A 22,802-nucleotide genomic window follows, 5' to 3' on the forward strand; every position below is an offset into this window, starting at 1 on the left:
CGGGTTCGATCAACCCGCACACGCACTTCACGGCTGAAGTGTACGTGCTGAGCAAGGACGAAGGTGGTCGTCACACGCCGTTCTTCAACAACTATCGTCCGCAGTTCTACTTCCGTACGACGGACGTGACGGGCTCGATCGAGTTGCCGAAGGACAAGGAAATGGTCATGCCGGGCGACAACGTGTCGATCACGGTGAAGTTGATCAACCCGATCGCGATGGAAGAAGGTCTGCGCTTCGCAATCCGCGAAGGCGGCCGTACGGTCGGCGCAGGTGTGGTTGCTAAGATTCTCGAGTAAAATCGCGGGTTGAAGTTGCAGTAAGTGGTGCCCGGAGCCGGGCGCCAGCCCACAGCGGGTGCCCGGCTCTACGTTCTTTTACTATCTGGCGGCGCAATACCGCCTCGCTCTTTCCAAGGAATTGTCATGCAGAACCAGAAAATCCGCATTCGCCTGAAGGCTTTCGACTATCGCCTGATCGATCAATCGGCAGCTGAAATCGTCGACACGGCAAAGCGGACTGGCGCAATCGTTCGTGGTCCGGTGCCCCTGCCGACCCGCATTCAACGTTTCGACATCCTGCGTTCGCCGCACGTCAACAAGACGTCGCGCGATCAGCTCGAAATCCGTACGCACCAACGCCTGATGGACATCGTCGACCCGACGGACAAGACCGTTGACGCACTGATGAAGCTGGACCTGCCGGCTGGCGTGGACGTGGAAATCAAGCTCCAATAAGGCTTCCAGAGGTTGTCCAGCGTGCCGGGCAACGCTAAGTCATTGATTGCTTGCGGAAAACGAAAAGCCTCGCTACAATAGTGGGCTTTTCGCGCATTTGCGCAAAAAAGTCGGTGTGCTGCAGCATGGTTTCATCCGAAGCGCATGCCCGAAACGGCACCGGCATTTTGTAAATTAGCCCCGACCAATCGCAGTCGGGAATGGAGAAAACGATGAGCCTTGGACTCGTAGGTCGCAAGGTTGGCATGACCCGTATCTTCACGGCAGAAGGGGATTCGATTCCCGTTACCGTGCTGGACGTGTCCGACAACCGCGTGACGCAGATCAAGACTGTTGAAACCGACGGCTACACAGCCGTGCAGGTTGCATTCGGTACGCGCCGTGCATCGCGTGTGACGAAGCCGTTGGCCGGTCATCTCGCCAAAGCCGGTGTTCAAGCCGGTGAAATCCTCAAAGAATTCCAGATCGATGCTGCCAAGGCTGCCGAGTTGTCGAACGGCACCGTGGTCGGTCCCGACCTGTTCGAAGTAGGCCAGAAGGTCGACGTGCAAGGCGTGTCGATCGGTAAGGGCTACGCCGGTACTATCAAGCGTTACAACTTCGCATCCGGCCGTGCATCGCACGGTAACTCGCGCTCGCACAACGTGCCGGGTTCGATCGGTATGGCGCAGGATCCGGGTCGTGTTTTCCCGGGTAAGCGCATGACCGGTCACATGGGTGACGATACGGTAACCGTGCAAAACCTCGAAATCGCTCGTATCGACGCTGACCGCAAGCTGTTGCTGGTCAAGGGCGCCGTTCCGGGTGCGAAGGGTGGCAAGGTATTCGTTACGCCGGCCGTGAAGACGCGTGCCGTGAAAGGAGCGAAATAATGGAACTTAAGCTCCTGAATGCCAATGGTCAGGAAGGTGCAGGCGTTAGCGCGTCGGACGTAGTGTTCGGCCGCGATTACAACGAAGCCCTGATTCACCAGGTTGTGGTGGCGTATCAAGCGAATGCCCGTAGCGGTAACCGCGCGCAGAAGGACCGTGAGCAAGTCAAGCACACGACCAAGAAGCCGTGGCGCCAGAAGGGTACGGGCCGCGCCCGTGCCGGTATGTCGTCGAGCCCGTTGTGGCGCGGCGGTGGCCGGATCTTCCCGAATTCGCCGGAAGAAAACTTTTCGCACAAGGTCAACAAGAAGATGCATCGCGCAGGTCTCTGCTCGATCTTTTCGCAGCTGGCTCGCGAAGGCCGCATCTCGGTGGTTGACGAGCTGACGCTCGAGGCGCCGAAGACGAAGCTGCTGGCCGAAAAATTCAAGGCGATGGGTCTCGACTCCGTGCTGGTGATTACCGACACGGTTGACGAAAACCTGTACCTCGCGTCGCGCAACCTCGCCCATGTGGCAGTTGTCGAGCCGCGTTACGCCGACCCGCTGTCGCTGATCTACTTCAAGAAGATCCTGATCACGAAGGCTGCGGTCGCCCAGATCGAGGAGTTGCTGTCATGAGCGAGATTCGCAAGAACGATCATCGTTTGATGCAGGTCCTGCTCGCGCCGGTGATCTCCGAAAAGGCGACGCTGGTGGCCGACAAGAACGAGCAAGTTGTGTTCGAAGTCGCGCCCGATGCCACGAAGCAGGAAGTGAAAGCTGCAGTCGAGCTGCTGTTCAAGGTGGAAGTCAATTCCGTCAACGTGCTGGTCTCGAAGGGCAAAGCCAAGCGCTTTGGCCGCTTCATGGGCAAGCGCAAGGACGTGAAGAAGGCGTACGTCTGCCTGAAGCCCGGCCAGGAAATCAACTTTGAAGCGGAGGCCAAGTAATCATGGCAATCGTTAAAGTTAAGCCGACTTCGCCGGGTCGCCGTGCGATGGTCAAGGTGGTCAACAAGGATCTGCATAAGGGCAAGCCGTTCGCACCGCTGCTCGACTCGCAATCCACGACCGCCGGCCGTAACAACAACGGCCACATCACCACGCGCCATAAGGGTGGTGGTCATAAGCATCATTACCGTGTCGTCGATTTCCGTCGCAACAAGGACGGCATTCCGGCGAAGGTCGAACGTCTTGAGTACGATCCGAACCGTAGCGCGAACATCGCGCTGGTTCTGTACGCAGACGGCGAGCGCAAGTACATCATCGCTCCGAAGGGGTTGACGGTTGGCCAGCAACTGATGTCGGGTTCGGAAGCTCCGATCCGCGCAGGTAACACGCTGCCGATCCGCAATATCCCGGTCGGTACGACGATTCACTGCATCGAAATGCTGCCGGGCAAGGGCGCGCAAATGGCGCGTTCGGCTGGCACGTCGGCGATGTTGCTGGCTCGTGAAGGCATCTACGCACAGGTCCGCCTGCGCTCGGGTGAAATCCGCCGCGTTCACGTTGAATGCCGCGCGACGATTGGTGAAGTTGGCAACGAAGAGCATAGCCTCCGTCAAATCGGTAAGGCTGGCGCGAATCGCTGGCGCGGTATCCGCCCGACGGTGCGTGGCGTTGCAATGAACCCGGTCGATCACCCGCACGGCGGTGGTGAAGGCAAGACGGCTGCAGGTCGCGATCCGGTGAGCCCGTGGGGCACGCCTGCTAAGGGTTATCGCACCCGCAGCAACAAGCGCACGACGAGCATGATCGTCCAGCGCCGTCACAAGCGTTAAGGAGTAGGCAATGGCACGTTCTGTAAAAAAAGGTCCGTTCTGCGACGCCCATTTGCTGAAGAAAGTTGAGTCGGCAGCCGCTGCGCGTGACAAGAAGCCGATCAAAACCTGGTCGCGTCGTTCGACGATTCTGCCGGATTTCATCGGTTTGACGATTGCTGTGCATAACGGCCGTCAACACGTTCCGGTGTACATCTCGGAAAACATGGTCGGCCACAAGCTTGGCGAGTTTGCATTGACCCGGACGTTCAAGGGTCACGCAGCCGACAAGAAGGCTAAGAAATAAGGGGCTCATGATGGAAGTGAAAGCAATTCATCGCGGTGCCCGCATCTCGGCGCAGAAAACGCGCCTTGTGGCTGACCAGATCCGCGGTTTGCCGGTCGACAAGGCGCTGAACGTTCTGACGTTCTCGCCGAAGAAGGCTGCGGGAATCGTGAAAAAGGTCGTCCTGTCGGCGATCGCGAATGCGGAGCATAACGAAGGCGCCGATATCGACGAGCTCAAAGTTACGAGCATCATGGTCGACAAGGCTGCCTCGCTGAAGCGTTTTACCGCGCGCGCTAAAGGCCGCGGTAACCGCATCGAGAAGCAATCCTGTCACATCACTGTGACGGTCGGGAATTAAGGGGTCATACGATGGGACAGAAAATTCATCCGACTGGCTTCCGTTTGGCCGTCAGCCGCAATTGGGCGTCGCGTTGGTACGCGAACAACAACAATTTCGCGGCGATGTTGCAGGAAGACATCGGTGTTCGTGAATACCTGAAGAAGAAGCTGAAAAACGCTTCGGTTGGTCGCGTCGTTATCGAGCGTCCGGCGAAAAACGCGCGCATCACGATTTATAGCTCGCGTCCGGGTGTGGTCATCGGTAAGAAGGGCGAGGATATCGAGCTGCTGAAGTCGGAACTGCAACGCCGCATGGGCGTTCCGGTCCACGTCAACATCGAAGAAATCCGTAAGCCGGAAACCGATGCGCAACTGATCGCCGATTCGATCACGCAACAACTCGAGCGCCGGATTATGTTCCGCCGCGCAATGAAGCGTGCGATGCAAAACGCCATGCGTCTGGGTGCTCAAGGCATCAAGATCATGAGCGCCGGCCGCCTGAACGGTATTGAAATCGCTCGTACGGAATGGTATCGCGAAGGTCGCGTGCCCCTTCATACGCTGCGTGCTGATATCGACTACGCAACTTCGGAAGCGAAGACGACGTACGGCATCATCGGCGTGAAGGTGTGGGTCTACAAGGGCGACACGCTCGGCCGCAACGACGCACCGGTGGTTGAAGAAGTCGCCGAAGAAAAGCGTCCGCGCCGCAACGCACGCCCGGGTGGAGATCGCCGTCCGCGTCGCGATGGTGAAGGTGGTGGCCCGGCAGGTGCACGCCGTGGCGCTCCCCGTCGTGCTGGCGGTGCCGGCGACGGCGGGAAGACTGGAGAATAACGATGCTGCAACCGAAACGCAGAAAGTATCGCAAAGAGCAGAAGGGTCGTAACACCGGTATCGCTACCCGCGGCAACGCGGTGTCGTTCGGTGAGTTCGGCCTGAAGGCTATCGGTCGTGGTCGCTTGACCGCGCGCCAGATTGAAGCGGCACGTCGTGCAATGACGCGTCACATCAAGCGTGGTGGCCGCATCTGGATCCGCATCTTCCCGGACAAGCCGATCTCGCACAAGCCGGCTGAAGTACGTATGGGTAACGGTAAAGGTAACCCTGAGTACTACGTCGCGGAGATTCAACCGGGCAAGATGCTGTACGAAATGGACGGCGTAACCGAAGAGCTGGCACGCGAAGCGTTCCGTCTGGCTGCAGCTAAGCTGCCGCTTAAGACGACGTTTATCGTGCGTCAGCTCGGCGCCTAAGGAGTAAATGATGAAGGCTTCCGAACTTCACCAGAAAGATCAGGCCGCGCTCAACAAGGAGCTGTCGGACCTGTTGAAGGCGCAATTCGGCCTGCGCATGCAACTCGCGACCCAGCAGCTCACGAACACGAGCCAGCTAAAGAAGGTTCGTCGCGACATCGCACGTGTGCGGACCGTCCTGACTGAGAAGGCGAACCAGAAATGAACGATAGCGTAAAAACCTCGCTCAAGCGGACGCTGGTCGGCAAGGTCGTCAGCAACAAGATGGACAAGACGGTCACCGTGCTGGTTGAGCACCGCGTGAAGCACCCGATCTACGGCAAGTACGTTGTGCGTTCGAAGAAGTACCACGCGCACGACGATGCGAACACGTACAACGAGGGTGACCTCGTTGAAATCCAGGAAACGCGTCCGATTTCGAAGACGAAAGCTTGGGTTGTGGCTCGCCTGGTCGAGGCTGCTCGCGTCATCTGACGCCGCAAAGTTGTAGAAGTAGTTGAAATCGCAGTAAGTTTCGCTTGCAAGACCGGGATCATGTGATATGATCTCGGTCTTCCCTCTTTTATGGGAGCCCCGTCGCGGGCGAAGTTGGTGGGGGAAGCGGTTCAGGCGCCAGTCTGTTCCGAAGGATTCACCGGATTGCGATGGCGGGTTTCGTTTGCCGTCGCTGCTGTTCATACCCAAGCAGCCGATTGGCTGACGGGACCAAGACTGACCGGGTACGCCATGGTGGTGTGACCGGATTAAGTTGGGAAAGATAAACCATGATCCAGACCGAAACTCGGCTTGAAGTGGCCGACAACACCGGTGCGCGTGAAGTCATGTGCATCAAGGTTCTCGGCGGCTCGAAGCGTCGTTATGCCAGCATTGGCGACATCATCAAGGTGACCGTCAAAGAAGCAACGCCGCGCGGGCGCGTGAAGAAAGGCGAAATTTATAACGCCGTGGTGGTTCGCACCGCCAAGGGCGTGCGTCGTCAAGACGGCTCGCTGATCAAGTTCGATGGCAATGCTGCAGTGCTGTTGAATGCCAAGCTCGAACCTATTGGCACCCGTATTTTCGGGCCTGTTACGCGCGAGTTGCGCAGCGAACGATTCATGAAGATCGTTTCGTTGGCACCTGAAGTGCTGTAAGGAGTCGCGATGAACAAGATTCGCAAAGGTGACGAAGTTATCGTCATCACCGGCAAAGATAAAGGCAAGCGCGGCGTCGTGCTGTCCGTAGGCGAAGACAAGGTGATTGTCGAGGGTATCAACCTCGTCAAGAAGCACGTCAAGCCGAACCCGATGAAGGGTACGACGGGCGGTGTGGAAGCCAAGACGATGCCGCTGCAAATTTCGAACGTCGCATTGGTCGACGCGAATGGCAAGGCGTCGCGTGTAGGCATCAAGGTCGAAGGAGACAAGAAAGTCCGTTTCCTTAAGACGACCGGTGCTGTGCTGAGCGCCTGACGCTGCGGAGTAAAAAAATGGCTCGTTTGCAAGAGTTTTACAAAGAGAAGGTTGTACCCGGCCTCATCGAGAAGTTCGGTTACAAGTCCGTGATGGAAGTGCCGCGCATCACCAAGATCACCCTGAACATGGGCCTTGGCGAGGCGGTTGCTGACAAGAAGATCATCGAAAACGCCGTTGGCGACCTGACGAAGATCGCAGGCCAGAAGCCGGTGATCACGAAGGCACGCAAGGCAATCGCTGGCTTCAAGATCCGTCAGGGCTATCCGATCGGTGCAATGGTCACGTTGCGTGGTCAGGCAATGTACGAATTTCTGGACCGTTTCGTGACGGTTGCGCTCCCCCGTGTACGTGACTTCCGTGGCGTGTCGGGTCGTGCGTTCGATGGTCGCGGCAACTACAACATCGGTGTGAAAGAGCAGATCATTTTCCCCGAAATCGACTACGACAAGATCGACGCACTGCGTGGGCTGAACATCAGCATCACGACAACTGCGAAGACCGACGACGAAGCAAAGGCTCTGCTCGCCAGCTTCAAGTTCCCGTTCAGAAACTGAGGTTACCGTGGCTAAACTGGCACTGATCGAACGTGAAAAGAAGCGTGCTCGCCTGGCCGCTAAGTACGCTCCCAAGCGTGCTGAGCTGAAAGCGATCATCGGCGATATGAGCAAGTCGGACGAAGAGCATTACGCAGCACGTCTGGAACTGCAACAACTGCCGCGCAACTCTAACCCGACCCGTAAGCGCAATCGTTGCGCAATTACCGGTCGCCCACGTGGCACGTTCCGTAAATTCGGGCTGGCGCGTAACAAGATTCGCGAAATCGCGTTCCGCGGCGAGATCCCTGGCCTGACCAAGGCGAGCTGGTAATAGGAGAAACGTAAATGAGCATGAGTGATCCTATCGCCGATATGCTGACTCGCATCCGCAACGCGCAGATGGTTGAGAAAGTTTCGGTGACAATGCCCTCGTCGAAAGTCAAGGTTGCGATTGCGCAGGTCCTGAAGGACGAAGGCTATATCGATGATTTCGCAGTGAAGTCCGAAGGTGCGAAGTCTGAATTGAACATCGTGTTGAAGTACTACGCTGGCCGTCCGGTGATCGAGCGCATTGAACGCGTTTCGAAGCCTGGTCTGCGTGTGTACCGCGGCCGTAACGACATCCCCGTGGTCATGAATGGCCTCGGCGTGGCAATCGTGTCGACGCCGAAGGGCGTGATGACGGACCGCAAGGCGCGTGCAACGGGCGTTGGCGGCGAAGTCATCTGCTACGTCGCTTAAGGCCGAAAGGAGAGAAACATGTCTCGAGTAGGTAAAAGCCCGATCGCGCTGCAAGGCGCAGAAGTGGCCCTGAGCGACGAACGCATTACCGTCAAGGGTCCGCTGGGTACGATTTCGCAGGCTGCTAACAGCCTCGTGAAGGTGGTGAACGACAACGGCACGCTGAAGTTCGAGCCGGCTGACGAAAGCCGCGAAGCGAATGCGATGTCGGGCACGATGCGCGCACTGGTTGCGAACATGGTGAACGGCGTGACGAAGGGTTTCGAGCGCAAGCTGACGCTGGTTGGCGTCGGTTACCGCGCACAGGCGCAAGGCGACAAGCTGAACCTGTCGCTGGGTTTCTCGCACCCCGTGGTGCACCAGATGCCGGAAGGCGTCAAGGCTGAAACCCCGACGCAAACCGAAATCGTGATCAAGGGGATCAATAAGCAACAAGTTGGCCAGGTCGCTGCAGAAGTGCGCGGCTATCGCCCGCCGGAGCCCTATAAGGGCAAGGGTGTGCGTTACGCCAATGAGGTTGTGATCCTCAAAGAAACGAAGAAGAAGTAAGGGTGCGCAATCATGGATAAGACTCAATCTCGCCTGCGCCGCGCTCGTCAGACGCGTATCAAGATCGCTGAGCTGCAGGTCGCGCGTCTCGCCGTGCATCGCACGAACACGCACATCTATGCGCAAGTGTTCTCGCCGTGCGGCACCAAGGTGCTCGCCAGCGCGTCGACGCTCGAAGCCGAAGTGCGTGCGCAACTGGCTGATCAAACGGGCAAGGGCGGCAACGTCGCTGCTGCTACGCTGATCGGTAAGCGCATTGCAGAAAAGGCTAAGGCTGCCGGCATCGAATCCGTCGCCTTCGACCGTTCGGGTTTCCGTTACCACGGCCGCGTGAAAGCGCTGGCTGATGCGGCGCGCGAAGCCGGACTCAAGTTCTAAGGGAAGAATTCGTCATGGCAAAGATGCAAGCGAAAGTTCAGGCTGACGAACGCGACGACGGCCTGCGCGAAAAGATGATTTCGGTCAACCGCGTGACCAAGGTTGTGAAGGGCGGCCGGATTCTCGGTTTTGCCGCACTGACCGTGGTTGGCGACGGTGATGGCCGCGTCGGTATGGGCAAGGGCAAGGCGAAGGAAGTGCCGGTCGCTGTTCAGAAGGCGATGGAACAGGCTCGCCGCAACATGTTCAAGGTGCCGCTTAAGAACGGTACCCTGCAACACGAAGTGCACGGGAAGCACGGCGCATCGATGGTCCTCCTGGCTCCGGCCAAGGACGGTACCGGTGTGATCGCTGGCGGCCCGATGCGCGCAGTGTTCGACGTGATGGGCGTGCAGAACGTTGTGGCCAAGAGCCACGGTTCGACGAACCCGTACAACCTCGTTCGTGCAACGCTCGACGGTCTGCGCAAGCAGTCGACGCCGGGTGATATCGCGGCGAAGCGCGGCAAGTCCGTCGAAGATATTCTGGGCTAAGGTGGACACCATGTCTGATAAAACTGTCAAGGTCCAGCTCGTCAAGAGCTTGATCGGCACCCGTGAAACGCACCGTGCAACGGTGCGTGGCTTGGGTCTGCGCCGACTCAATTCGGTTAGCGAGTTGCAGGACACGCCGGCTGTGCGCGGCATGATCAACAAGGTTTCGTACCTCGTTAAGGTCATCGGCTAAGCGGCTGACCAGGACTCAAGGAGTTGATAATGGAATTGAATAACCTGAAGCCGGCTGAAGGCTCGAAGCACGCTAAGCGTCGCGTCGGCCGTGGTATCGGCTCCGGTCTGGGCAAGACTGCTGGCCGTGGTCACAAGGGTCAGAAGTCGCGTTCGGGCGGCTTTCACAAGGTTGGCTTCGAAGGCGGTCAGATGCCGCTGCAACGTCGCCTGCCGAAGCGTGGCTTCACCTCGCTGACGAAGGAATTCGTCGGTGAAGTGCGTCTCTCTGATCTGGAAAAGCTGCCGGTCGACGAAATCGATCTGCTGGCTCTGAAGCAAGCCGGCCTGCTCGGCGAGCTGATCAAGAGCGCCAAGATCATCGCGACGGGCGAGCTCAAGCGCAAGGTCGTTGTGAAGGGTCTGGGTGCGACGAAGGGTGCGCGCGCTGCTATTGAAGCAGCCGGCGGCTCTTTTGCCGAGTAACGCGCAAGTTATTTGCCGTCACTAGCATTTGCATCGGAGAAGGTACTTGGCTAACAGTCCGAGTCTCGCAAAACCCGGTCGCAGCGCGGCGAAGTTTGGCGATCTGCGTCGGCGTGCAGTGTTCCTGCTGCTGGCGTTGATCGTCTACCGTATCGGCGCGCACATTCCGGTGCCGGGTATTGACCCGGACCAGCTGGCAAAGTTGTTCCAAAGCCAGTCGGGCGGCATCCTGGGCATGTTCAACATGTTCTCGGGTGGTGCACTTTCGCGGTTCACGATTTTTGCGCTGGGGATCATGCCGTACATTTCGGCGTCGATCATCATGCAGTTGCTGGCGATCGTCTCGCCACAGCTGGAAGCGCTGAAAAAGGAAGGGCAGGCGGGTCAACGGAAGATTACGCAGTACACGCGTATCTTTACGGTCCTGCTGGCGACGTTCCAGGCGTTCGGCATTGCCGTCGCACTGGAAAATCAGCCGGGCCTGGTGATCGATCCGGGGATGGTATTTCGGTTGACGACGGTCGTGACGCTGGTGACCGGCACGATGTTCCTGATGTGGCTGGGTGAGCAGATCACGGAACGTGGGTTGGGTAACGGTATCTCGATCATCATCTTCGGCGGTATTGCGGCGGGTTTCCCCAACGCAATCGGTGGTCTTTTCGAACTGGTGCGAACCGGCTCGATGAGCATCATCTCGGCGATTATCGTGGTTGCGCTGATTGCTGGTGTGACGTATCTGGTGGTGTTCATCGAACGCGGCCAGCGCAAGATTCTTGTGAATTACGCCAAGCGGCAAGTCGGTAACAAGATTTACGGCGGACAGTCTTCGCATCTGCCGCTGAAGTTGAATATGTCGGGCGTGATTCCGCCGATCTTTGCATCGTCGATCATTCTCTTCCCGGCAACCATCCTGAACTGGTTTAGTTCGGGGTCGCGTACCAGCTGGTTCGCAGACACGTTGCACAACGTGGCCGAAGCCCTTAAGCCCGGTCAACCCGTGTACGTGTTGCTGTACGCGTTGGCGATCGTCTTCTTCTGCTTTTTCTACACCGCACTGGTGTTCAACAGCAGAGAAACGGCCGACAACCTGAAAAAGAGTGGCGCTTTCGTCCCAGGCATCCGCCCGGGCGATCAAACGGCGCGATACATCGACCGTATCCTGACGCGTCTGACGCTGGCTGGTGCGATCTATATCGTGTTTGTTTGTCTGCTGCCTGAATTTTTGGTACTGCGCTGGAACGTGCCGTTTTATTTTGGTGGAACGTCGCTGCTGATCATTGTCGTCGTCACAATGGATTTCATGGCGCAGGTGCAGTCGTACGTTATGTCGCAACAGTATGAATCGCTGCTGAAGAAAGCTAATTTCAAAGGCGGCGGCGTCCCGATGCGTTGAAAGGACTTATGGCCAAAGACGATGTTATCCAGATGCAGGGTGAAGTCATCGAAAACCTGCCTAACGCTACCTTTAGGGTGAAGCTGGAAAACGGCCATGTCGTATTGGGACACATATCCGGCAAGATGCGGATGCACTACATCCGAATCTTGCCGGGCGACAAGGTAACGGTTGAATTGACGCCTTACGATCTGTCGCGTGCGCGGATCGTGTTCCGGGCGAAGTGATTTGAAAAAAGGGTAATATCATGAAAGTGATGGCATCGGTTAAGCGCATTTGCCGCAATTGCAAGATCATCAAGCGCAAAGGCGTTGTGCGCGTGATTTGCAGCTCTGATCCGCGCCACAAACAGCGTCAAGGCTGAACGCCGCGCTTTTTGCTGCGCTTTTTGTTTGAGGAAAAACAATGGCTCGTATCGCAGGGGTTAACATCCCGAATCACCAGCATACCGAAATCGGCCTGACGGCTATTTACGGTGTCGGCCGCACGCGCTCGCGCGACATTTGCGTCGCTGCTGGTGTGGCATTTTCGAAGAAGGTCAAGGACCTGAACGACGCAGACCTCGAAAAGCTGCGTGAAGAAGTCGGCAAGTTCATCGTTGAAGGCGATCTGCGCCGTGAAACGACGATGAACATTAAGCGCCTGATGGATCTCGGCTGCTACCGTGGCGTGCGTCATCGCAAGGGCTTGCCCCTGCGTGGCCAACGCACGCGTACGAATGCCCGTACGCGCAAGGGTCCGCGTCGTGCAGCGCAATCGCTGAAGAAGTAAGCGGAACTGACAGTTACAGGAAAACGTAATGGCTAAGGCTTCGAACAACTCCGCGGCGCAACGCGTTCGCAAGAAGGTCAAGAAGAACGTCGCCGAGGGCGTGGTTCACGTTCACGCGTCGTTCAACAACACCATCATCACGATCACCGATCGTCAAGGCAATGCACTTGCTTGGGCAACGTCGGGTGGTCAGGGCTTCAAGGGTTCGCGTAAATCGACCCCGTTTGCCGCCCAGGTGGCAGCCGAATCGGCTGGCCGCGTGGCGATGGAATACGGCGTGAAGAACCTCGAAGTGCGGATCAAGGGCCCCGGTCCTGGCCGTGAGTCGGCGGTGCGCGCGTTGCATGGTCTTGGCATCAAGATCACGGCGATCTCCGACGTGACCCCGGTCCCGCACAACGGCTGCCGTCCGCCGAAGCGTCGTCGTATCTAAGACGCTGTTTTCGCTAGCGCCTGTTGCCGCCGGTGTTCAAGCCGGCGACCACAGGCTGCTTGCGCTATTGAATTGACTAAGCCCACCGTTCGACCCAAAGGGTTCGGACTAGCGCGAGTGCATGCATTCGTGTGATTAATCATAGAAGGAATCAACGTGGCACGTTATATCGGCCCTAAGGCCAAGCTGTCCCGCCGTGAAGGCACTGACCTCTTCCTGAAAAGCGCCCGTCGTTCGCTCGCTGACAAGTGCAAGCTTGACAGCAAGCCTGGCCAACACGGCCGCACGTCGGGTGCACGTACGTCCGACTACGGCACGCAGCTGCGCGAAAAGCAAAAAGTGAAGCGCATCTACGGTGTCCTCGAGCGTCAATTCCGCCGTTACTTCGCTGAAGCCGACCGCCTGAAGGGCAACACGGGTGAAAACCTGCTGCAATTGCTCGAATCGCGTCTCGACAACGTCGTGTATCGCATGGGCTTCGGCTCGACGCGCGCTGAAGCGCGTCAGCTCGTGAGCCACAAGGCGATCACGGTGAACGGCGTTGTGTCGAACATCCCGTCGATGCAAGTGAAGGCAGGCGACGTCGTCGCAGTGCGCGAACAAAAGAAGAAGCAGGCGCGTATTCTCGAAGCGCTGTCGCTGGCTGAGCAAGGCGGTCTGCCGAGCTGGGTTGCTGTCGATTCGAAGAAGTTCGAAGGTACGTTCAAGAGCAAGCCGGAACGCAGCGACATCGCTGGCGATATCAACGAAAGCCTGATCGTCGAATTGTATTCGCGGTAATCGGATTAACGGCCGGGGCACCCCGATTGCGTTGCGCAAGGGGGGGTCTCGGCTGTTTATTTTCAGGTTGTTACCGGTCAGCCTTATCGGTGTAACGAGCCGAGGGTATTGAAAAGGAAAACCTATGCAAACCAGTTTGTTGAAGCCCAAGATCATCGCAGTTGAATCGCTTGGCGAAAGCCACGCGAAAGTGGTCATGGAACCGTTTGAACGCGGTTACGGCCATACCTTGGGTAACGCGCTTCGGCGCGTGCTGCTGTCGTCGATGGTGGGCTACGCGCCGACCGAAGTGACGATCGCAGGCGTCGTACATGAGTATTCGACGCTCGACGGTGTGCAAGAGGATGTGGTCAACCTGTTGTTGAACCTGAAGGGCGTGGTGTTCAAGCTGCATAACCGTGACGAAGTGACGGTTACGCTGCGCAAGGAAGGCGAAGGCGTTGTCACCGCTGGCGACATCGAACTCGCGCACGATTGCGAAGTGATCAACCCGGATCACGTGATTGCGCATCTGTCGAAGGGCGGTAAGCTCGACGTGCAGATCAAGGTCGAAAAGGGCCGTGGTTATGTGCCGGGCAATGTGCGTCGTTACGGCGAAGAGTCGGCCAAGATCATCGGCCGTATCGTGCTGGACGCGTCGTTCTCGCCGGTTCGCCGCGTGAGCTACGCCGTTGAAAGCGCGCGCGTCGAACAGCGTACCGACCTCGACAAGCTCGTGATGAACATCGAGACCAACGGTGTGATCTCCCCGGAAGAAGCGATCCGTCAATCGGCGCGTATTCTGGTCGATCAACTGTCGGTGTTCGCTGCTCTGGAAGGCACCGAAGCTACGGCTGAAGCGCCGTCGCGTGCGCCGCAGATCGATCCGATCCTGCTGCGTCCGGTTGATGATCTCGAACTGACGGTTCGTTCCGCGAACTGCCTGAAGGCCGAGAACATTTACTACATCGGCGACCTGATCCAGCGCACGGAAAACGAGTTGCTCAAGACCCCGAATCTGGGTCGCAAGTCGTTGAACGAAATCAAGGAAGTACTGGCGTCGCGTGGTTTGACGCTCGGCATGAAGCTCGAAAACTGGCCGCCGGCAGGTTTGGACAAGTAAGTCGAGAAGTCATCCCGGGGCAGAACCCGCTGTTGCACTGGCAAAGACGCGGATTTTCCCTTAAAATCCGCGTCTTGTCTTTTTTCACTACCGGCCCGTGCACTCGTCACCGTTGGGAAACCGAGGGTAGATCGAGCGCGATAGAAGAGCTGGACCAAAACTTTGAATCGAAGGAATTAACATGCGTCACCGTCATGGTCTGCGGAAACTGAACCGCACGAGCAGCCACCGTCTGGCAATGCTCCGTAACATGTCCAACTCGTTGATCGAGCACGAAGTCATCAAGACGACGCTGCCGAAGGCGAAAGAACTCCGTAAAGTTGTCGAGCCGCTGATCACGCTCGGCAAGAAGCCGTCGCTGGCAAATCGTCGTCTGGCGTTCAACCGCCTGCGCGATCGTGACTCGGTCACGAAGCTGTTCGAAGTCCTCGGCCCGCGTTACGCTACCCGTCCGGGCGGCTACCTGCGTGTTCTGAAGTTCGGCTTCCGCGTCGGCGACAATGCACCGATGGCACTGGTCGAATTGCTGGACCGTCCGGAAGTCGAAGAAGTTGAAGTGCAAGAAGCTGAGTAAGCTTTTTTGCATCGAAAAAAAGCCAGGCACCGAGCCTGGCTTTTTTGTTTCTTGCGGCGCAGTTCATCCCCGCAACGTAAACATGGCGGCCAAATGCCGCATGTTCGCCGCGGGCGCCCCCGCGGCACCGCGAGGCTAGGTGATACGATATCGGCACCTGAATCGTGCTGGCCGGAGCCTTTGTGAGCGTGAATGTGACCTTGATTCTGACGACGGTACCGGATGCCGCCGTTGCTCAGAAGCTCGCCGCGGATGCATTGGCCGCGCGCCTGTGCGCGTGCGTCACGCAGTTGGGGACTGTGCAGTCCAGTTACCGCTGGCAGGGTGCGATCGAAACGGCGCAGGAGATCCAGTTGCTGTTCAAGACGAGCTTGGCACGCGCGCTCGAACTCGAGCAGTACATTCAGGCGCATCATCCCTACGACACGCCGGAAATCCTTTCATGGCAAGCGACGGCATCGGCCGCGTACGGCCAGTGGATCACTGCTGAAACCCAACGCCCTCTCCATGTTTAACGGTCTTAATCGACGTGCGCGCCATGCGTTGCACGCTATCTTCTTCCTGCTCGGTTGCCTGATTTTCGCTCAGTTCGGCACGCTTGCCCGCGCTGCGGACGATTTCCTCGATCCCGCCGTCGCCTTCAAATTCAGCGCGACGGAGAAACCCGGCGAAGTCGACGTCACCTACAAGATCGCCGATGGCTACTACATGTACCGCGAACGCTTCGCGTTCGCGACCCGTAACGGCGCGACGACAATCGGCGAGCCAGAATTGCCGGCAGGCCACGTCAAGTTCGATCAGACCTTCAACAAGAACGTCGAAACATATCGCAATGAGCTGACGATCCGCATCCCGGTGAAACAGGCCCAAGGGCCGTTCGACCTGGCTGTCACGTCTCAAGGCTGTGCCGATGCCGGCATCTGCTATCCGCCGATGGAGCGCGTGTACCACGTGAGCGGCGAGGCTTTGCAGCCGGTCGGCAGCGCGGCGGCTACCGCAGCGACGCAGCTATCCTCAGCAGGCGGGGCGCCATGGTATGAGCGTGCCACCAGCGCCGATTACGCCGAGTCGCTGCTGCAGGGCGGCGGCTTCTTCGCGATCATCGGGCTCTATTTCGTGGCCGGCGCCGTGCTCAGTCTGCTCCCATGCTCGTATCCGATGATTCCAATCCTGTCTGCGATCATCATCGGCGAAGGCGCGCGGGTGACGCGTGCCCGCGGCTTTGCGTTGTCGCTGGCGTACGTGATCGGCATGGCGCTCGTGTACACGGCGCTTGGCATTGCGGCAGCGCTCGTTGGACAGAGCCTTGGCGCGTGGCTGCAGAACCCGTGGGTGCTCGGGACGTTCGGCGTACTGCTGACCGTTTTCGCGCTGACCCTGATCGCGGGCTTGGACATCGCGTTGCCTCAGCGTTGGCAGGACGGCGTGTCGCGTGCGTCGACCGCGCGTTCCGGTGGCAAGTTTGCGGCGGTGGCCGTAATGGGCGCCCTATCCGCATTGGTGGTTGGCGCCTGCATGACCGCGCCACTCTTTGCCGTGCTTGCGTTCATCGCGCATACGGGCGACGCGTTGCTCGGCGGCGCGGCGCTATTCTCAATGGGACTCGGGCTCGGCGTGCCCCTCCTGATCATCGGACTTGGCGCCGGGACTTTGCTGCCACGCGCCGGCGTATGGATGAACGGCGTCAAGGTGTTCTTCGGCGTGGTGTTGCTTGCTGCGGCCCTGTGGATCGTCTGGCCGGTGCTCGGTGCGACCGCGACCATGCTGTTGAGTGCGCTGTGGTTGCTGATTGCCGCCGCCGGGCTTGGTCTTTTCGCGGCCCCGGCGGTGGGCGCTTCGGTGTGGCGCCGGCTCGGCCGCGGTATCGGCGCGGCGCTGGCAATCTGGGCTGCGGTGCTGCTGGTCGGGCTGGCTGCAGGTTCGTCCGATCCTCTGCGTCCGCTAGCTGTCCTGGCCGCGCGCGGCGGCGGGGAGGCTAGCGTGGCAAGTGCCTCCAACAAGCCGAATACAGCGTCACAGAGCGATCTGACCTTCGCTTCGGTTCGTTCCTCAACCGAGCTCGACGAGGCCGTCAAAACGGCTGCGCAGCCCGCTATGCTCGATTTTTACGCAGACTGGTGTGTGAGCTGCAAAGAGATGGAGAAGTTCACCTTTAGCGATCCGCGCGTTCAGGCGAAGTTGAAGCAGATGAACCTGCTGCGCGCCGACGTCACCGCGAATAACGCCGACGATCAGATGCTGCTCAAGCGCTTCAGCCTGTTCGGGCCGCCGGGCATCATCTTTTTCGATCAGGGTGGCAAGGAAGTGCTGCGCGTCGTCGGCTACGAGTCCGCGGACAAGTTTTTGCGCACCCTCGATCGCGCGAGCGCGCCCGGGGCGTAACGCAAAGCAGCGCGCCTGCCTGAGCGCGCAAAGAAACCCGCGCCGACGCGCCCGTAAAGGGCGCACGCCAGAACGAGCATAAACAAACGGAGGCACGACTTAGAGTCGGCCTCCGTTTGTTTTTTTAGCCTTCAGAAGACCAACGTCGCCGGCAAAGCGACCTGTCAAATCACTTCTGCGAGCGCAAAATTCGCGCGGCATCCAGCGCGAAGTAGGTCAGCACGCCATCCGCGCCCGCCCGCTTGAACGCCAGCAGCGATTCCATCATCGCCTTGTCGTGATCGAGCCAGCCATTCTGCGCGGCCGCCTTCAGCATCGCGTATTCGCCGCTGACCTGATACACGTAAGTCGGAAACTTGAACTCGTCCTTCACGCGACGCACGATGTCCAGATACGGCATACCCGGCTTGACCATCACCATGTCCGCGCCTTCCTCGATGTCCGCTTGCACTTCGCGCAGCGCTTCATTCGAATTGGCCGGGTCCATCTGATAGGTCATCTTGTTGCCCTTGCCGAGGTTCGTCGCGGAACCGACGGCATCGCGGAACGGGCCGTAAAACGCCGACGCGAATTTAGCCGCGTAAGCCATGATGCGCGTGTGGATATAGCCCTCGCTCTCGAGCATTTCGCGGATCGCGCCGATGCGGCCGTCCATCATGTCCGAGGGCGCGACGATATCGACACCCGCTTCAGCTTGCGCACGCGCCTGTTCCACGAGAATCTCGACGGTCTCGTCGTTGATCACATAGCCGGCTTCGTCGAGCACGCCGTCCTGGCCGTGGCTCGTATACGGATCGAGTGCGACGTCGGTAAGCACGCCGAGATCAGGGAAGTTCTTTTTCAGTTCGCGAACCGCGCGCGGGATCAAACCGGCGGGATTAGTCGCTTCGCGGCCGTCAGGCGTCTTCAGGGAGGGTTCGATTGCCGGGAAGAGCGACAGCACCGGCACGCCCAACTCGACGCATTGCTCGGCCACGCCCATCAGCAGATCCACCGACACGCGCTCGACGCCCGGCATCGACGGTACGGCTTGCCGCACGTTGGTGCCTTCGACGATAAACACGGGGTAGATCAGATCGTTGGTGGTGAGGATGTTTTCTCGCATCAGACGGCGCGAGAAGTCGTCACGGCGCATGCGGCGCGGACGGTAGTGCGGGTAGAAGCTCATAAACGAATCGAAGAAACGTGGATGTGTGGAGTGGGCAATTAACGCCTGCCTCCGCTCCCGGAAACTTTTCGAGACAATGGTATATCATACCGATCGAGCAAGGCGCCTTGCGCTGACCTCCCCGCTTCTCCTCCCTGAGCGGGTGCCTGTCGTTTTTTCGATTAGGCTGTTTGACCCGCCGTTAAAGCGGCGGGTTTTTTTATGGGCGGCCGAAAAGGCGCTTTTGCCTGGGCTCGTAGAAGCCGCGCGATTACTGCGGCGCGTCTGCTTCGCCCTTCGCACCGGGGATCAGCCAGCTTTCGATCAGCTCGTGTGCTTCGTCGATGCCGACGCGTTTGAGCGCCGAGAACAACTGCGCGGTCAATTCGCCCTGATAGCCGGCGGCACGATATTCGGCCAAACCTTTCTGCGTCGCACGCAAGGCATTGACACTTTCCTGGCGCGTCAATTTGTCGCACTTCGTCAGCAGCGTGTGAATCGGCTTGCCGGTCGGCGCGAACCACTCGATCATCCGCCGGTCCAGATCCGTCAACGGTCGGCGCGAGTCCATCATCAGGATCATGCCGCGCAATTGCGAGCGCGATTGCAGGTAGGTGGAGAGCAGTGCTTCCCAGTGAGCCTTGGCCGCGCCCGGCACTTCCGCATAACCGTAGCCCGGCAGGTCGACCAGGTGCGCAGTCGGCTCGTCCTCCTTGCCCACCGAGAAATAATTGATGTGCTGCGTGCGGCCCGGTGTCTTACTGGCGAACGCGAGGCGCTTCTGGTTGCACAGAATATTGATGGCCGTCGACTTGCCTGCATTCGAGCGTCCAGCAAAGCAGATCTCGGGTTGCGCGGTGGCCGGCAGATCACGCAAGTGATTGACGGTCGTGAAAAAGCGGGATTGGTGGAGCAGGAAGGAAGACATGATCAGGCCAGGATTCGAGACGCCGGGGAACCCGGAGTGGGGACGGGTCAAGCCCGACTGGCGTCTTAGCGATTAGCGAGTTATTGTACAATACGATGGTTTACTGAAAACCTGAGGGGGCCAGCCCGCGTGCCTTGGCGGCTCTTAGTGGTCACTCAGTTGCCGTCGTATTTTGCAGAACCTCTAAAATCCCACAAGACGAAACAGGGTGTGCGAATGAATCGACTGTGCAAGACTCTGATGGTGCTTCAAGTAGCGGCAGGTCTTTCAGGTTTGGCAATTCAGGCACGAGCAGCAGATCCGGCAAAACCGGACATTAATCGGGGGCAGGCAATCGCGGTGCAGGTTTGCGCGTCATGCCACGGCGCGGATGGTAACAGTGCCGGCGGCGCGTATCCGAAGCTGGCAGGGCAGCATCCTGAGTATCTCGTCAAGCAGCTGATGGATTTCAAGACGCAGCCGGGCGCCAAGCAGCCCGCGCGCAACAATGCGATCATGGCGGGCATGGCTGCGGCGCTGTCCGATCAGGACATGGTCAACGTGGCGGCTTATTTCTCGACGCAGGCCCCGAAGCCAGGCTACGCGCATAACAAGGACACCGTCCCGCTGGGTCAGAAGATTTATCGCGGCGGCATTGTGGACAGGGCGGTACCGGCATGCGCAAGCTGCCACGGGCCGACCGGTCAAGGGATTCCGTCGCAGTATCCGCGTCTGTCGGGGCAGTGGGCCGAATACACCGTGGCGCAGTTGACCGCGTTCACGCAGGGTCCGGGCGCACGCAACAACAATGAGGCGATGCACGCAATTGCATCGCGTCTACCGGACAGCGATATCAAGGCTGTAGCCGATTACATCGCGGGCTTGCACTAAGAAGTCCGCACGCAAGCAACCGGCCCGGCGAGGCCGGTACAAAACAAGAAAAGGGTGAGGGCGTCGTGCCTACGACAGCCCTTCACCCTTTTTTGCTGTTCAGTCGGAGTATGAATGAGCGTCACCACGTCGGGTTTGCAGTCGAAGTCGGGCAATCGCGTTACGCGCAGCATCATCGAGGTATTGAGTTCGATGCGCTTCGCGATCTCGTTGCTTGTGATTCTGTCGATCGCCAGCATCATCGGCACCGTCCTCACGCAGGACGACCCCTATCCCAATTACGTCAATCAGTTCGGCCCGTTCTGGGCGGACATCTTCCGCTCGCTGAGCCTGTACACGGTGTACAGCTCGTGGTGGTTCATGCTGATTCTCGGCTTCCTGATGGTGTCGGTGTCGCTGTGCGTGATCCGCAATGCGCCGAAAATGGTTGCGGACGCCAAGAGCTGGAAAGACAAGGTCCGCGAAGGCAGCTTGCGGGCATTCCATCACAAGGGCGAGTTCGCAGTCCACGGCACGCGCGCGCAGACCTCGGCGGTGCTTGCCAAACTCTCGGCCAAGCTCGGCTACAAGTTCGTCACACGTGAGTCGGATGGTGCAACGCTGATCGCCGCCAAGCGCGGCGCGCTGACCAAGTTCGGCTACATCTCCGCGCACATTGCGATTGTGGTGATCTGTCTGGGCGGACTGCTCGACAGCAATCTGCCCATCAAGCTGCAAATGTGGCTGTTCGACAAGTCGCCGATCCGCGCCAACACGGTGATCAACGACATTCCGCCGGAACATCGCCTGTCGCAATCGAACCCGACTTTCCGCGGGTACGCATGGGTGCCGGAAGGGCAGCATGTGTCGACGGCGATCCTGAACCAACCGGACGGCTCGCTGATCCAGGATCTGCCGTTCTCGATCGAACTCAACAAGTTCATTGTCGATTACTACTCGACCGGCATGCCGAAGCTGTTCGCGAGCGACATCGTGGTGGTCGACCATAAGACGGGCGCGCGCGTGCCGGCGCGGGTCGAAGTGAACAAGCCGTTCACCTACGACGGCGTGTCGATCTATCAGTCGAGCTTCCAGGACGGCGGCTCGCAGATGCAGATGACTGCGTACCCGATGTCCGGCGCGAGCGCGAAAACCGCGCCGTTCGGCGGCACGATCGGCGGCAATGCGCCGTTGAGCACGGCCACGCCGCTGGCTGACGGCCAGACCGTCGAATTCACCGATTTCCGCGCGATCAACGTCGAAAACGTCTCGAATGGCAGCGGCCAGACCGATGCCCGTGGCGTCGCCGCGCATCGCACGCTTAAGGAGGCGTTCGACGAGCGCCTCGGCTCCGGTGCCAAGAGCTCGAAGCCACTCGATCTGCATAACGTCGGCCCGTCGGTGCAGTACAAGGTGCGCGACAAGGACGGCCAGGCGCGCGAGTACAACAACTACATGCTGCCGGTGGACGTTGCTGGCGAAAAGATGTTCCTCGCCGGCATGCGCCTGAATCCGGACGACCCATTCCGCTACCTGCGGATTCCCGCCGACACCGGCGGTACCGTCAAGGAATGGATGAATCTGCGCGCGACGCTCGAAAACCCGACCATGCGCGCAGCAGCAGCTCACCGATTTGCGCTGCGCTCGGTGCCAGGTTCGAATACCGAACTGCAACAGCATCTGGAAGAAAGCGCGCTGCGTGTCCTGACCCTGTTTGCCGGTGCGGACAACAGTATCAAGATGCCGAACGGCCAGACGGTCGGCGGCTTCCAGGCGATTGCCGGGTTCATCGATCATTCGGTGCCCAAGGGCGAGCAGGAAAAGGCTGCGGGTTTGCTGCTGCGCATGCTGGAAGGCGCGACGTGGGACCTGTGGCAACTGTCGCGTGAGCAGCTGGGCGAGCCGGATGCACAGGCCAATGCGGACGCCAGCCGCTTTATCCAAAGCTCGATCAATGCGATATCTGACAGCTTTTTGTATGGTTCGCCGGTCTACTTGCAGCTTGACTCATTCAAGCAGGTGCAAGCTTCGGTATTTCAGTTGACGCGCGCGCCGGGCAAAAAAGTCGTGTATCTTGGCAGCCTGCTCCTCGTGTTGGGCATCTTTTCGATGTTCTACGTCCGCGAACGGCGCCTCTGGTTCTGGCTTAAAGATACCGATCACGGCACGAATGTCGTGATGGCGATGTCGAGCGCGCGAAAAACGCTCGATTTCGAGAAGGAGTTCGTCCAAACGCGCGACGCTGTCGGCGCCGCGCTTGGCGCCAAACTCACTGAAGCATCCGACGCCGCCGGCGCATCCGACAAACCCGGCAATGCCGGCGCGCCGTCCGCACGCTCACAAGATTCGACCCGGTAAGATC

General features: G+C 59.0%; 36 protein-coding genes. 34 read left to right on the plus strand and 2 right to left on the minus strand.

Annotation, left to right across the window (positions count from 1 at the left end; translation table 11 throughout):
• From HHL24_RS22055 to dsbD, 32 genes are all read left to right on the plus strand, one after another.
• On the plus strand, positions 1-299 hold a 299-nt coding region (locus HHL24_RS22055; protein ID WP_456238532.1), incomplete at its 5' end, for an EF-Tu C-terminal domain-related protein.
• A gap of 126 nt (positions 300-425) precedes the next feature.
• Positions 426-737 (plus strand): 30S ribosomal protein S10, encoded by a 312-nt coding sequence (gene rpsJ, locus HHL24_RS22060; RefSeq protein ID WP_006998489.1) that lies wholly within the window; start codon positions 426-428, stop codon positions 735-737.
• 212 nt (positions 738-949) lie between these two features.
• Positions 950-1,609: a 50S ribosomal protein L3 gene (gene rplC, locus HHL24_RS22065; RefSeq protein ID WP_007180137.1), complete on the plus strand. Its 660-nt coding sequence runs from the start codon at positions 950-952 to the stop codon at positions 1,607-1,609.
• On the plus strand, positions 1,609-2,229 hold the full coding sequence (gene rplD / locus HHL24_RS22070) for a 50S ribosomal protein L4 (RefSeq protein ID WP_007180136.1): 621 nt from the start codon (positions 1,609-1,611) through the stop codon (positions 2,227-2,229). The genes rplC and rplD overlap by 1 nt, the downstream gene beginning before the upstream one ends.
• Entirely contained in the window at positions 2,226-2,540 is a 315-nt protein-coding gene (gene rplW / locus HHL24_RS22075) for a 50S ribosomal protein L23 (protein WP_007180135.1), read from the plus strand. Before rplD ends, rplW begins: the two co-directional genes overlap by 4 nt.
• A 2-nt stretch (positions 2,541-2,542) precedes the next feature.
• Positions 2,543-3,370: a 50S ribosomal protein L2 gene (gene rplB, locus HHL24_RS22080; RefSeq protein ID WP_169487532.1), complete on the plus strand. Its 828-nt coding sequence runs from the start codon at positions 2,543-2,545 to the stop codon at positions 3,368-3,370.
• A gap of 10 nt (positions 3,371-3,380) precedes the next feature.
• Positions 3,381-3,656, plus strand: coding sequence for a 30S ribosomal protein S19 (rpsS, locus tag HHL24_RS22085; RefSeq protein WP_054036552.1), 276 nt, complete (start codon positions 3,381-3,383; stop codon positions 3,654-3,656).
• A gap of 7 nt (positions 3,657-3,663) precedes the next feature.
• Entirely contained in the window at positions 3,664-3,996 is a 333-nt protein-coding gene (gene rplV / locus HHL24_RS22090) for a 50S ribosomal protein L22 (RefSeq protein ID WP_197070230.1), read from the plus strand.
• A gap of 11 nt (positions 3,997-4,007) precedes the next feature.
• The gene (rpsC, locus tag HHL24_RS22095) at positions 4,008-4,814 is read left to right on the plus strand and encodes a 30S ribosomal protein S3 (RefSeq protein WP_011490053.1); all 807 of its coding nucleotides are present in this window, start codon (positions 4,008-4,010) and stop codon (positions 4,812-4,814) included.
• 2 nt (positions 4,815-4,816) lie between these two features.
• Positions 4,817-5,233, plus strand: a complete 417-nt coding sequence (rplP, locus tag HHL24_RS22100; RefSeq protein ID WP_007180131.1) for a 50S ribosomal protein L16 — start codon at positions 4,817-4,819, stop codon at positions 5,231-5,233.
• A 10-nt stretch (positions 5,234-5,243) separates the two neighbouring features.
• Complete coding sequence (gene rpmC, locus HHL24_RS22105) at positions 5,244-5,438, plus strand: 50S ribosomal protein L29 (RefSeq protein ID WP_007180130.1); 195 nt, start codon at positions 5,244-5,246, stop codon at positions 5,436-5,438.
• The gene (gene rpsQ, locus HHL24_RS22110; RefSeq protein ID WP_007180129.1) at positions 5,435-5,707 is read left to right on the plus strand and encodes a 30S ribosomal protein S17; all 273 of its coding nucleotides are present in this window, start codon (positions 5,435-5,437) and stop codon (positions 5,705-5,707) included. The genes rpmC and rpsQ overlap by 4 nt, the downstream gene beginning before the upstream one ends.
• 290 nt (positions 5,708-5,997) lie before the next feature.
• A complete protein-coding gene (gene rplN, locus HHL24_RS22115; RefSeq protein ID WP_006052212.1) occupies positions 5,998-6,366 on the plus strand; it encodes a 50S ribosomal protein L14 in 369 nt (122 codons plus the stop codon).
• A gap of 9 nt (positions 6,367-6,375) precedes the next feature.
• Positions 6,376-6,684: a 50S ribosomal protein L24 gene (gene rplX / locus HHL24_RS22120; RefSeq protein WP_028199569.1), complete on the plus strand. Its 309-nt coding sequence runs from the start codon at positions 6,376-6,378 to the stop codon at positions 6,682-6,684.
• Positions 6,685-6,701: 17 nt separating this feature from the next.
• Complete coding sequence (gene rplE / locus HHL24_RS22125) at positions 6,702-7,241, plus strand: 50S ribosomal protein L5 (RefSeq protein WP_006052214.1); 540 nt, start codon at positions 6,702-6,704, stop codon at positions 7,239-7,241.
• A 7-nt stretch (positions 7,242-7,248) separates the two neighbouring features.
• On the plus strand, positions 7,249-7,554 hold the full coding sequence (gene rpsN / locus HHL24_RS22130) for a 30S ribosomal protein S14 (RefSeq protein WP_006052215.1): 306 nt from the start codon (positions 7,249-7,251) through the stop codon (positions 7,552-7,554).
• Between the two features lie 14 nt (positions 7,555-7,568).
• The gene (gene rpsH, locus HHL24_RS22135) at positions 7,569-7,964 is read left to right on the plus strand and encodes a 30S ribosomal protein S8 (RefSeq protein ID WP_006052216.1); all 396 of its coding nucleotides are present in this window, start codon (positions 7,569-7,571) and stop codon (positions 7,962-7,964) included.
• 18 nt (positions 7,965-7,982) lie between these two features.
• Complete coding sequence (gene rplF / locus HHL24_RS22140) at positions 7,983-8,513, plus strand: 50S ribosomal protein L6 (RefSeq protein WP_074281989.1); 531 nt, start codon at positions 7,983-7,985, stop codon at positions 8,511-8,513.
• 12 nt (positions 8,514-8,525) lie between these two features.
• Positions 8,526-8,891 (plus strand): 50S ribosomal protein L18, encoded by a 366-nt coding sequence (rplR, locus tag HHL24_RS22145; protein WP_006052218.1) that lies wholly within the window; start codon positions 8,526-8,528, stop codon positions 8,889-8,891.
• Positions 8,892-8,905: 14 nt separating this feature from the next.
• Positions 8,906-9,424: a 30S ribosomal protein S5 gene (gene rpsE, locus HHL24_RS22150; RefSeq protein ID WP_006052219.1), complete on the plus strand. Its 519-nt coding sequence runs from the start codon at positions 8,906-8,908 to the stop codon at positions 9,422-9,424.
• Between the two features lie 10 nt (positions 9,425-9,434).
• Entirely contained in the window at positions 9,435-9,617 is a 183-nt protein-coding gene (gene rpmD / locus HHL24_RS22155; protein WP_028199571.1) for a 50S ribosomal protein L30, read from the plus strand.
• Between the two features lie 29 nt (positions 9,618-9,646).
• Entirely contained in the window at positions 9,647-10,081 is a 435-nt protein-coding gene (gene rplO / locus HHL24_RS22160; protein ID WP_074281990.1) for a 50S ribosomal protein L15, read from the plus strand.
• A 46-nt stretch (positions 10,082-10,127) separates the two neighbouring features.
• The gene (secY, locus tag HHL24_RS22165; RefSeq protein ID WP_063497536.1) at positions 10,128-11,474 is read left to right on the plus strand and encodes a preprotein translocase subunit SecY; all 1,347 of its coding nucleotides are present in this window, start codon (positions 10,128-10,130) and stop codon (positions 11,472-11,474) included.
• 8 nt (positions 11,475-11,482) lie between these two features.
• The gene (infA, locus tag HHL24_RS22170) at positions 11,483-11,701 is read left to right on the plus strand and encodes a translation initiation factor IF-1 (RefSeq protein ID WP_004521905.1); all 219 of its coding nucleotides are present in this window, start codon (positions 11,483-11,485) and stop codon (positions 11,699-11,701) included.
• Between the two features lie 20 nt (positions 11,702-11,721).
• A complete protein-coding gene (rpmJ, locus tag HHL24_RS22175; protein ID WP_004199844.1) occupies positions 11,722-11,838 on the plus strand; it encodes a 50S ribosomal protein L36 in 117 nt (38 codons plus the stop codon).
• Positions 11,839-11,879: 41 nt separating this feature from the next.
• Positions 11,880-12,245, plus strand: coding sequence for a 30S ribosomal protein S13 (rpsM, locus tag HHL24_RS22180; RefSeq protein WP_012434566.1), 366 nt, complete (start codon positions 11,880-11,882; stop codon positions 12,243-12,245).
• 28 nt (positions 12,246-12,273) lie between these two features.
• Positions 12,274-12,678 (plus strand): 30S ribosomal protein S11, encoded by a 405-nt coding sequence (gene rpsK, locus HHL24_RS22185; protein ID WP_006052224.1) that lies wholly within the window; start codon positions 12,274-12,276, stop codon positions 12,676-12,678.
• Between the two features lie 156 nt (positions 12,679-12,834).
• A complete protein-coding gene (gene rpsD / locus HHL24_RS22190) occupies positions 12,835-13,458 on the plus strand; it encodes a 30S ribosomal protein S4 (protein WP_027800372.1) in 624 nt (207 codons plus the stop codon).
• Positions 13,459-13,582: 124 nt separating this feature from the next.
• Positions 13,583-14,560, plus strand: coding sequence for a DNA-directed RNA polymerase subunit alpha (locus HHL24_RS22195; RefSeq protein ID WP_028199575.1), 978 nt, complete (start codon positions 13,583-13,585; stop codon positions 14,558-14,560).
• Positions 14,561-14,741: 181 nt separating this feature from the next.
• Positions 14,742-15,134 (plus strand): 50S ribosomal protein L17, encoded by a 393-nt coding sequence (rplQ, locus tag HHL24_RS22200; RefSeq protein ID WP_006052227.1) that lies wholly within the window; start codon positions 14,742-14,744, stop codon positions 15,132-15,134.
• A gap of 182 nt (positions 15,135-15,316) precedes the next feature.
• Positions 15,317-15,649: a divalent-cation tolerance protein CutA gene (gene cutA, locus HHL24_RS22205; RefSeq protein ID WP_169487533.1), complete on the plus strand. Its 333-nt coding sequence runs from the start codon at positions 15,317-15,319 to the stop codon at positions 15,647-15,649.
• Positions 15,642-17,516, plus strand: a complete 1,875-nt coding sequence (gene dsbD, locus HHL24_RS22210; RefSeq protein WP_169487534.1) for a protein-disulfide reductase DsbD — start codon at positions 15,642-15,644, stop codon at positions 17,514-17,516. Before cutA ends, dsbD begins: the two co-directional genes overlap by 8 nt.
• Positions 17,517-17,685: 169 nt before the next feature.
• Here the strand turns inward: dsbD and hemB are convergent, their stop codons facing one another.
• The gene (gene hemB, locus HHL24_RS22215; RefSeq protein WP_169487535.1) at positions 17,686-18,684 is read right to left on the minus strand and encodes a porphobilinogen synthase; all 999 of its coding nucleotides are present in this window, start codon (positions 18,682-18,684) and stop codon (positions 17,686-17,688) included.
• Between the two features lie 250 nt (positions 18,685-18,934).
• Positions 18,935-19,591, minus strand: coding sequence for a ribosome biogenesis GTP-binding protein YihA/YsxC (yihA, locus tag HHL24_RS22220; protein WP_169487536.1), 657 nt, complete (start codon positions 19,589-19,591; stop codon positions 18,935-18,937).
• Between the two features lie 216 nt (positions 19,592-19,807).
• Between yihA and HHL24_RS22225 the strand changes: the two genes are divergently transcribed.
• Together HHL24_RS22225 and HHL24_RS22230 are read left to right on the plus strand one after the other, a co-directional pair.
• Positions 19,808-20,461 (plus strand): c-type cytochrome, encoded by a 654-nt coding sequence (locus HHL24_RS22225; protein ID WP_169487537.1) that lies wholly within the window; start codon positions 19,808-19,810, stop codon positions 20,459-20,461.
• A 114-nt stretch (positions 20,462-20,575) separates the two neighbouring features.
• Positions 20,576-22,798 (plus strand): cytochrome c biogenesis protein ResB, encoded by a 2,223-nt coding sequence (locus HHL24_RS22230; RefSeq protein ID WP_169487538.1) that lies wholly within the window; start codon positions 20,576-20,578, stop codon positions 22,796-22,798.
• Positions 22,799-22,802: the final 4 nt, after the last annotated feature.

Origin of the sequence: Paraburkholderia polaris (assembly GCF_012927345.1) — a bacterium.
Classification (GTDB): domain Bacteria; phylum Pseudomonadota; class Gammaproteobacteria; order Burkholderiales; family Burkholderiaceae; genus Paraburkholderia; species Paraburkholderia polaris.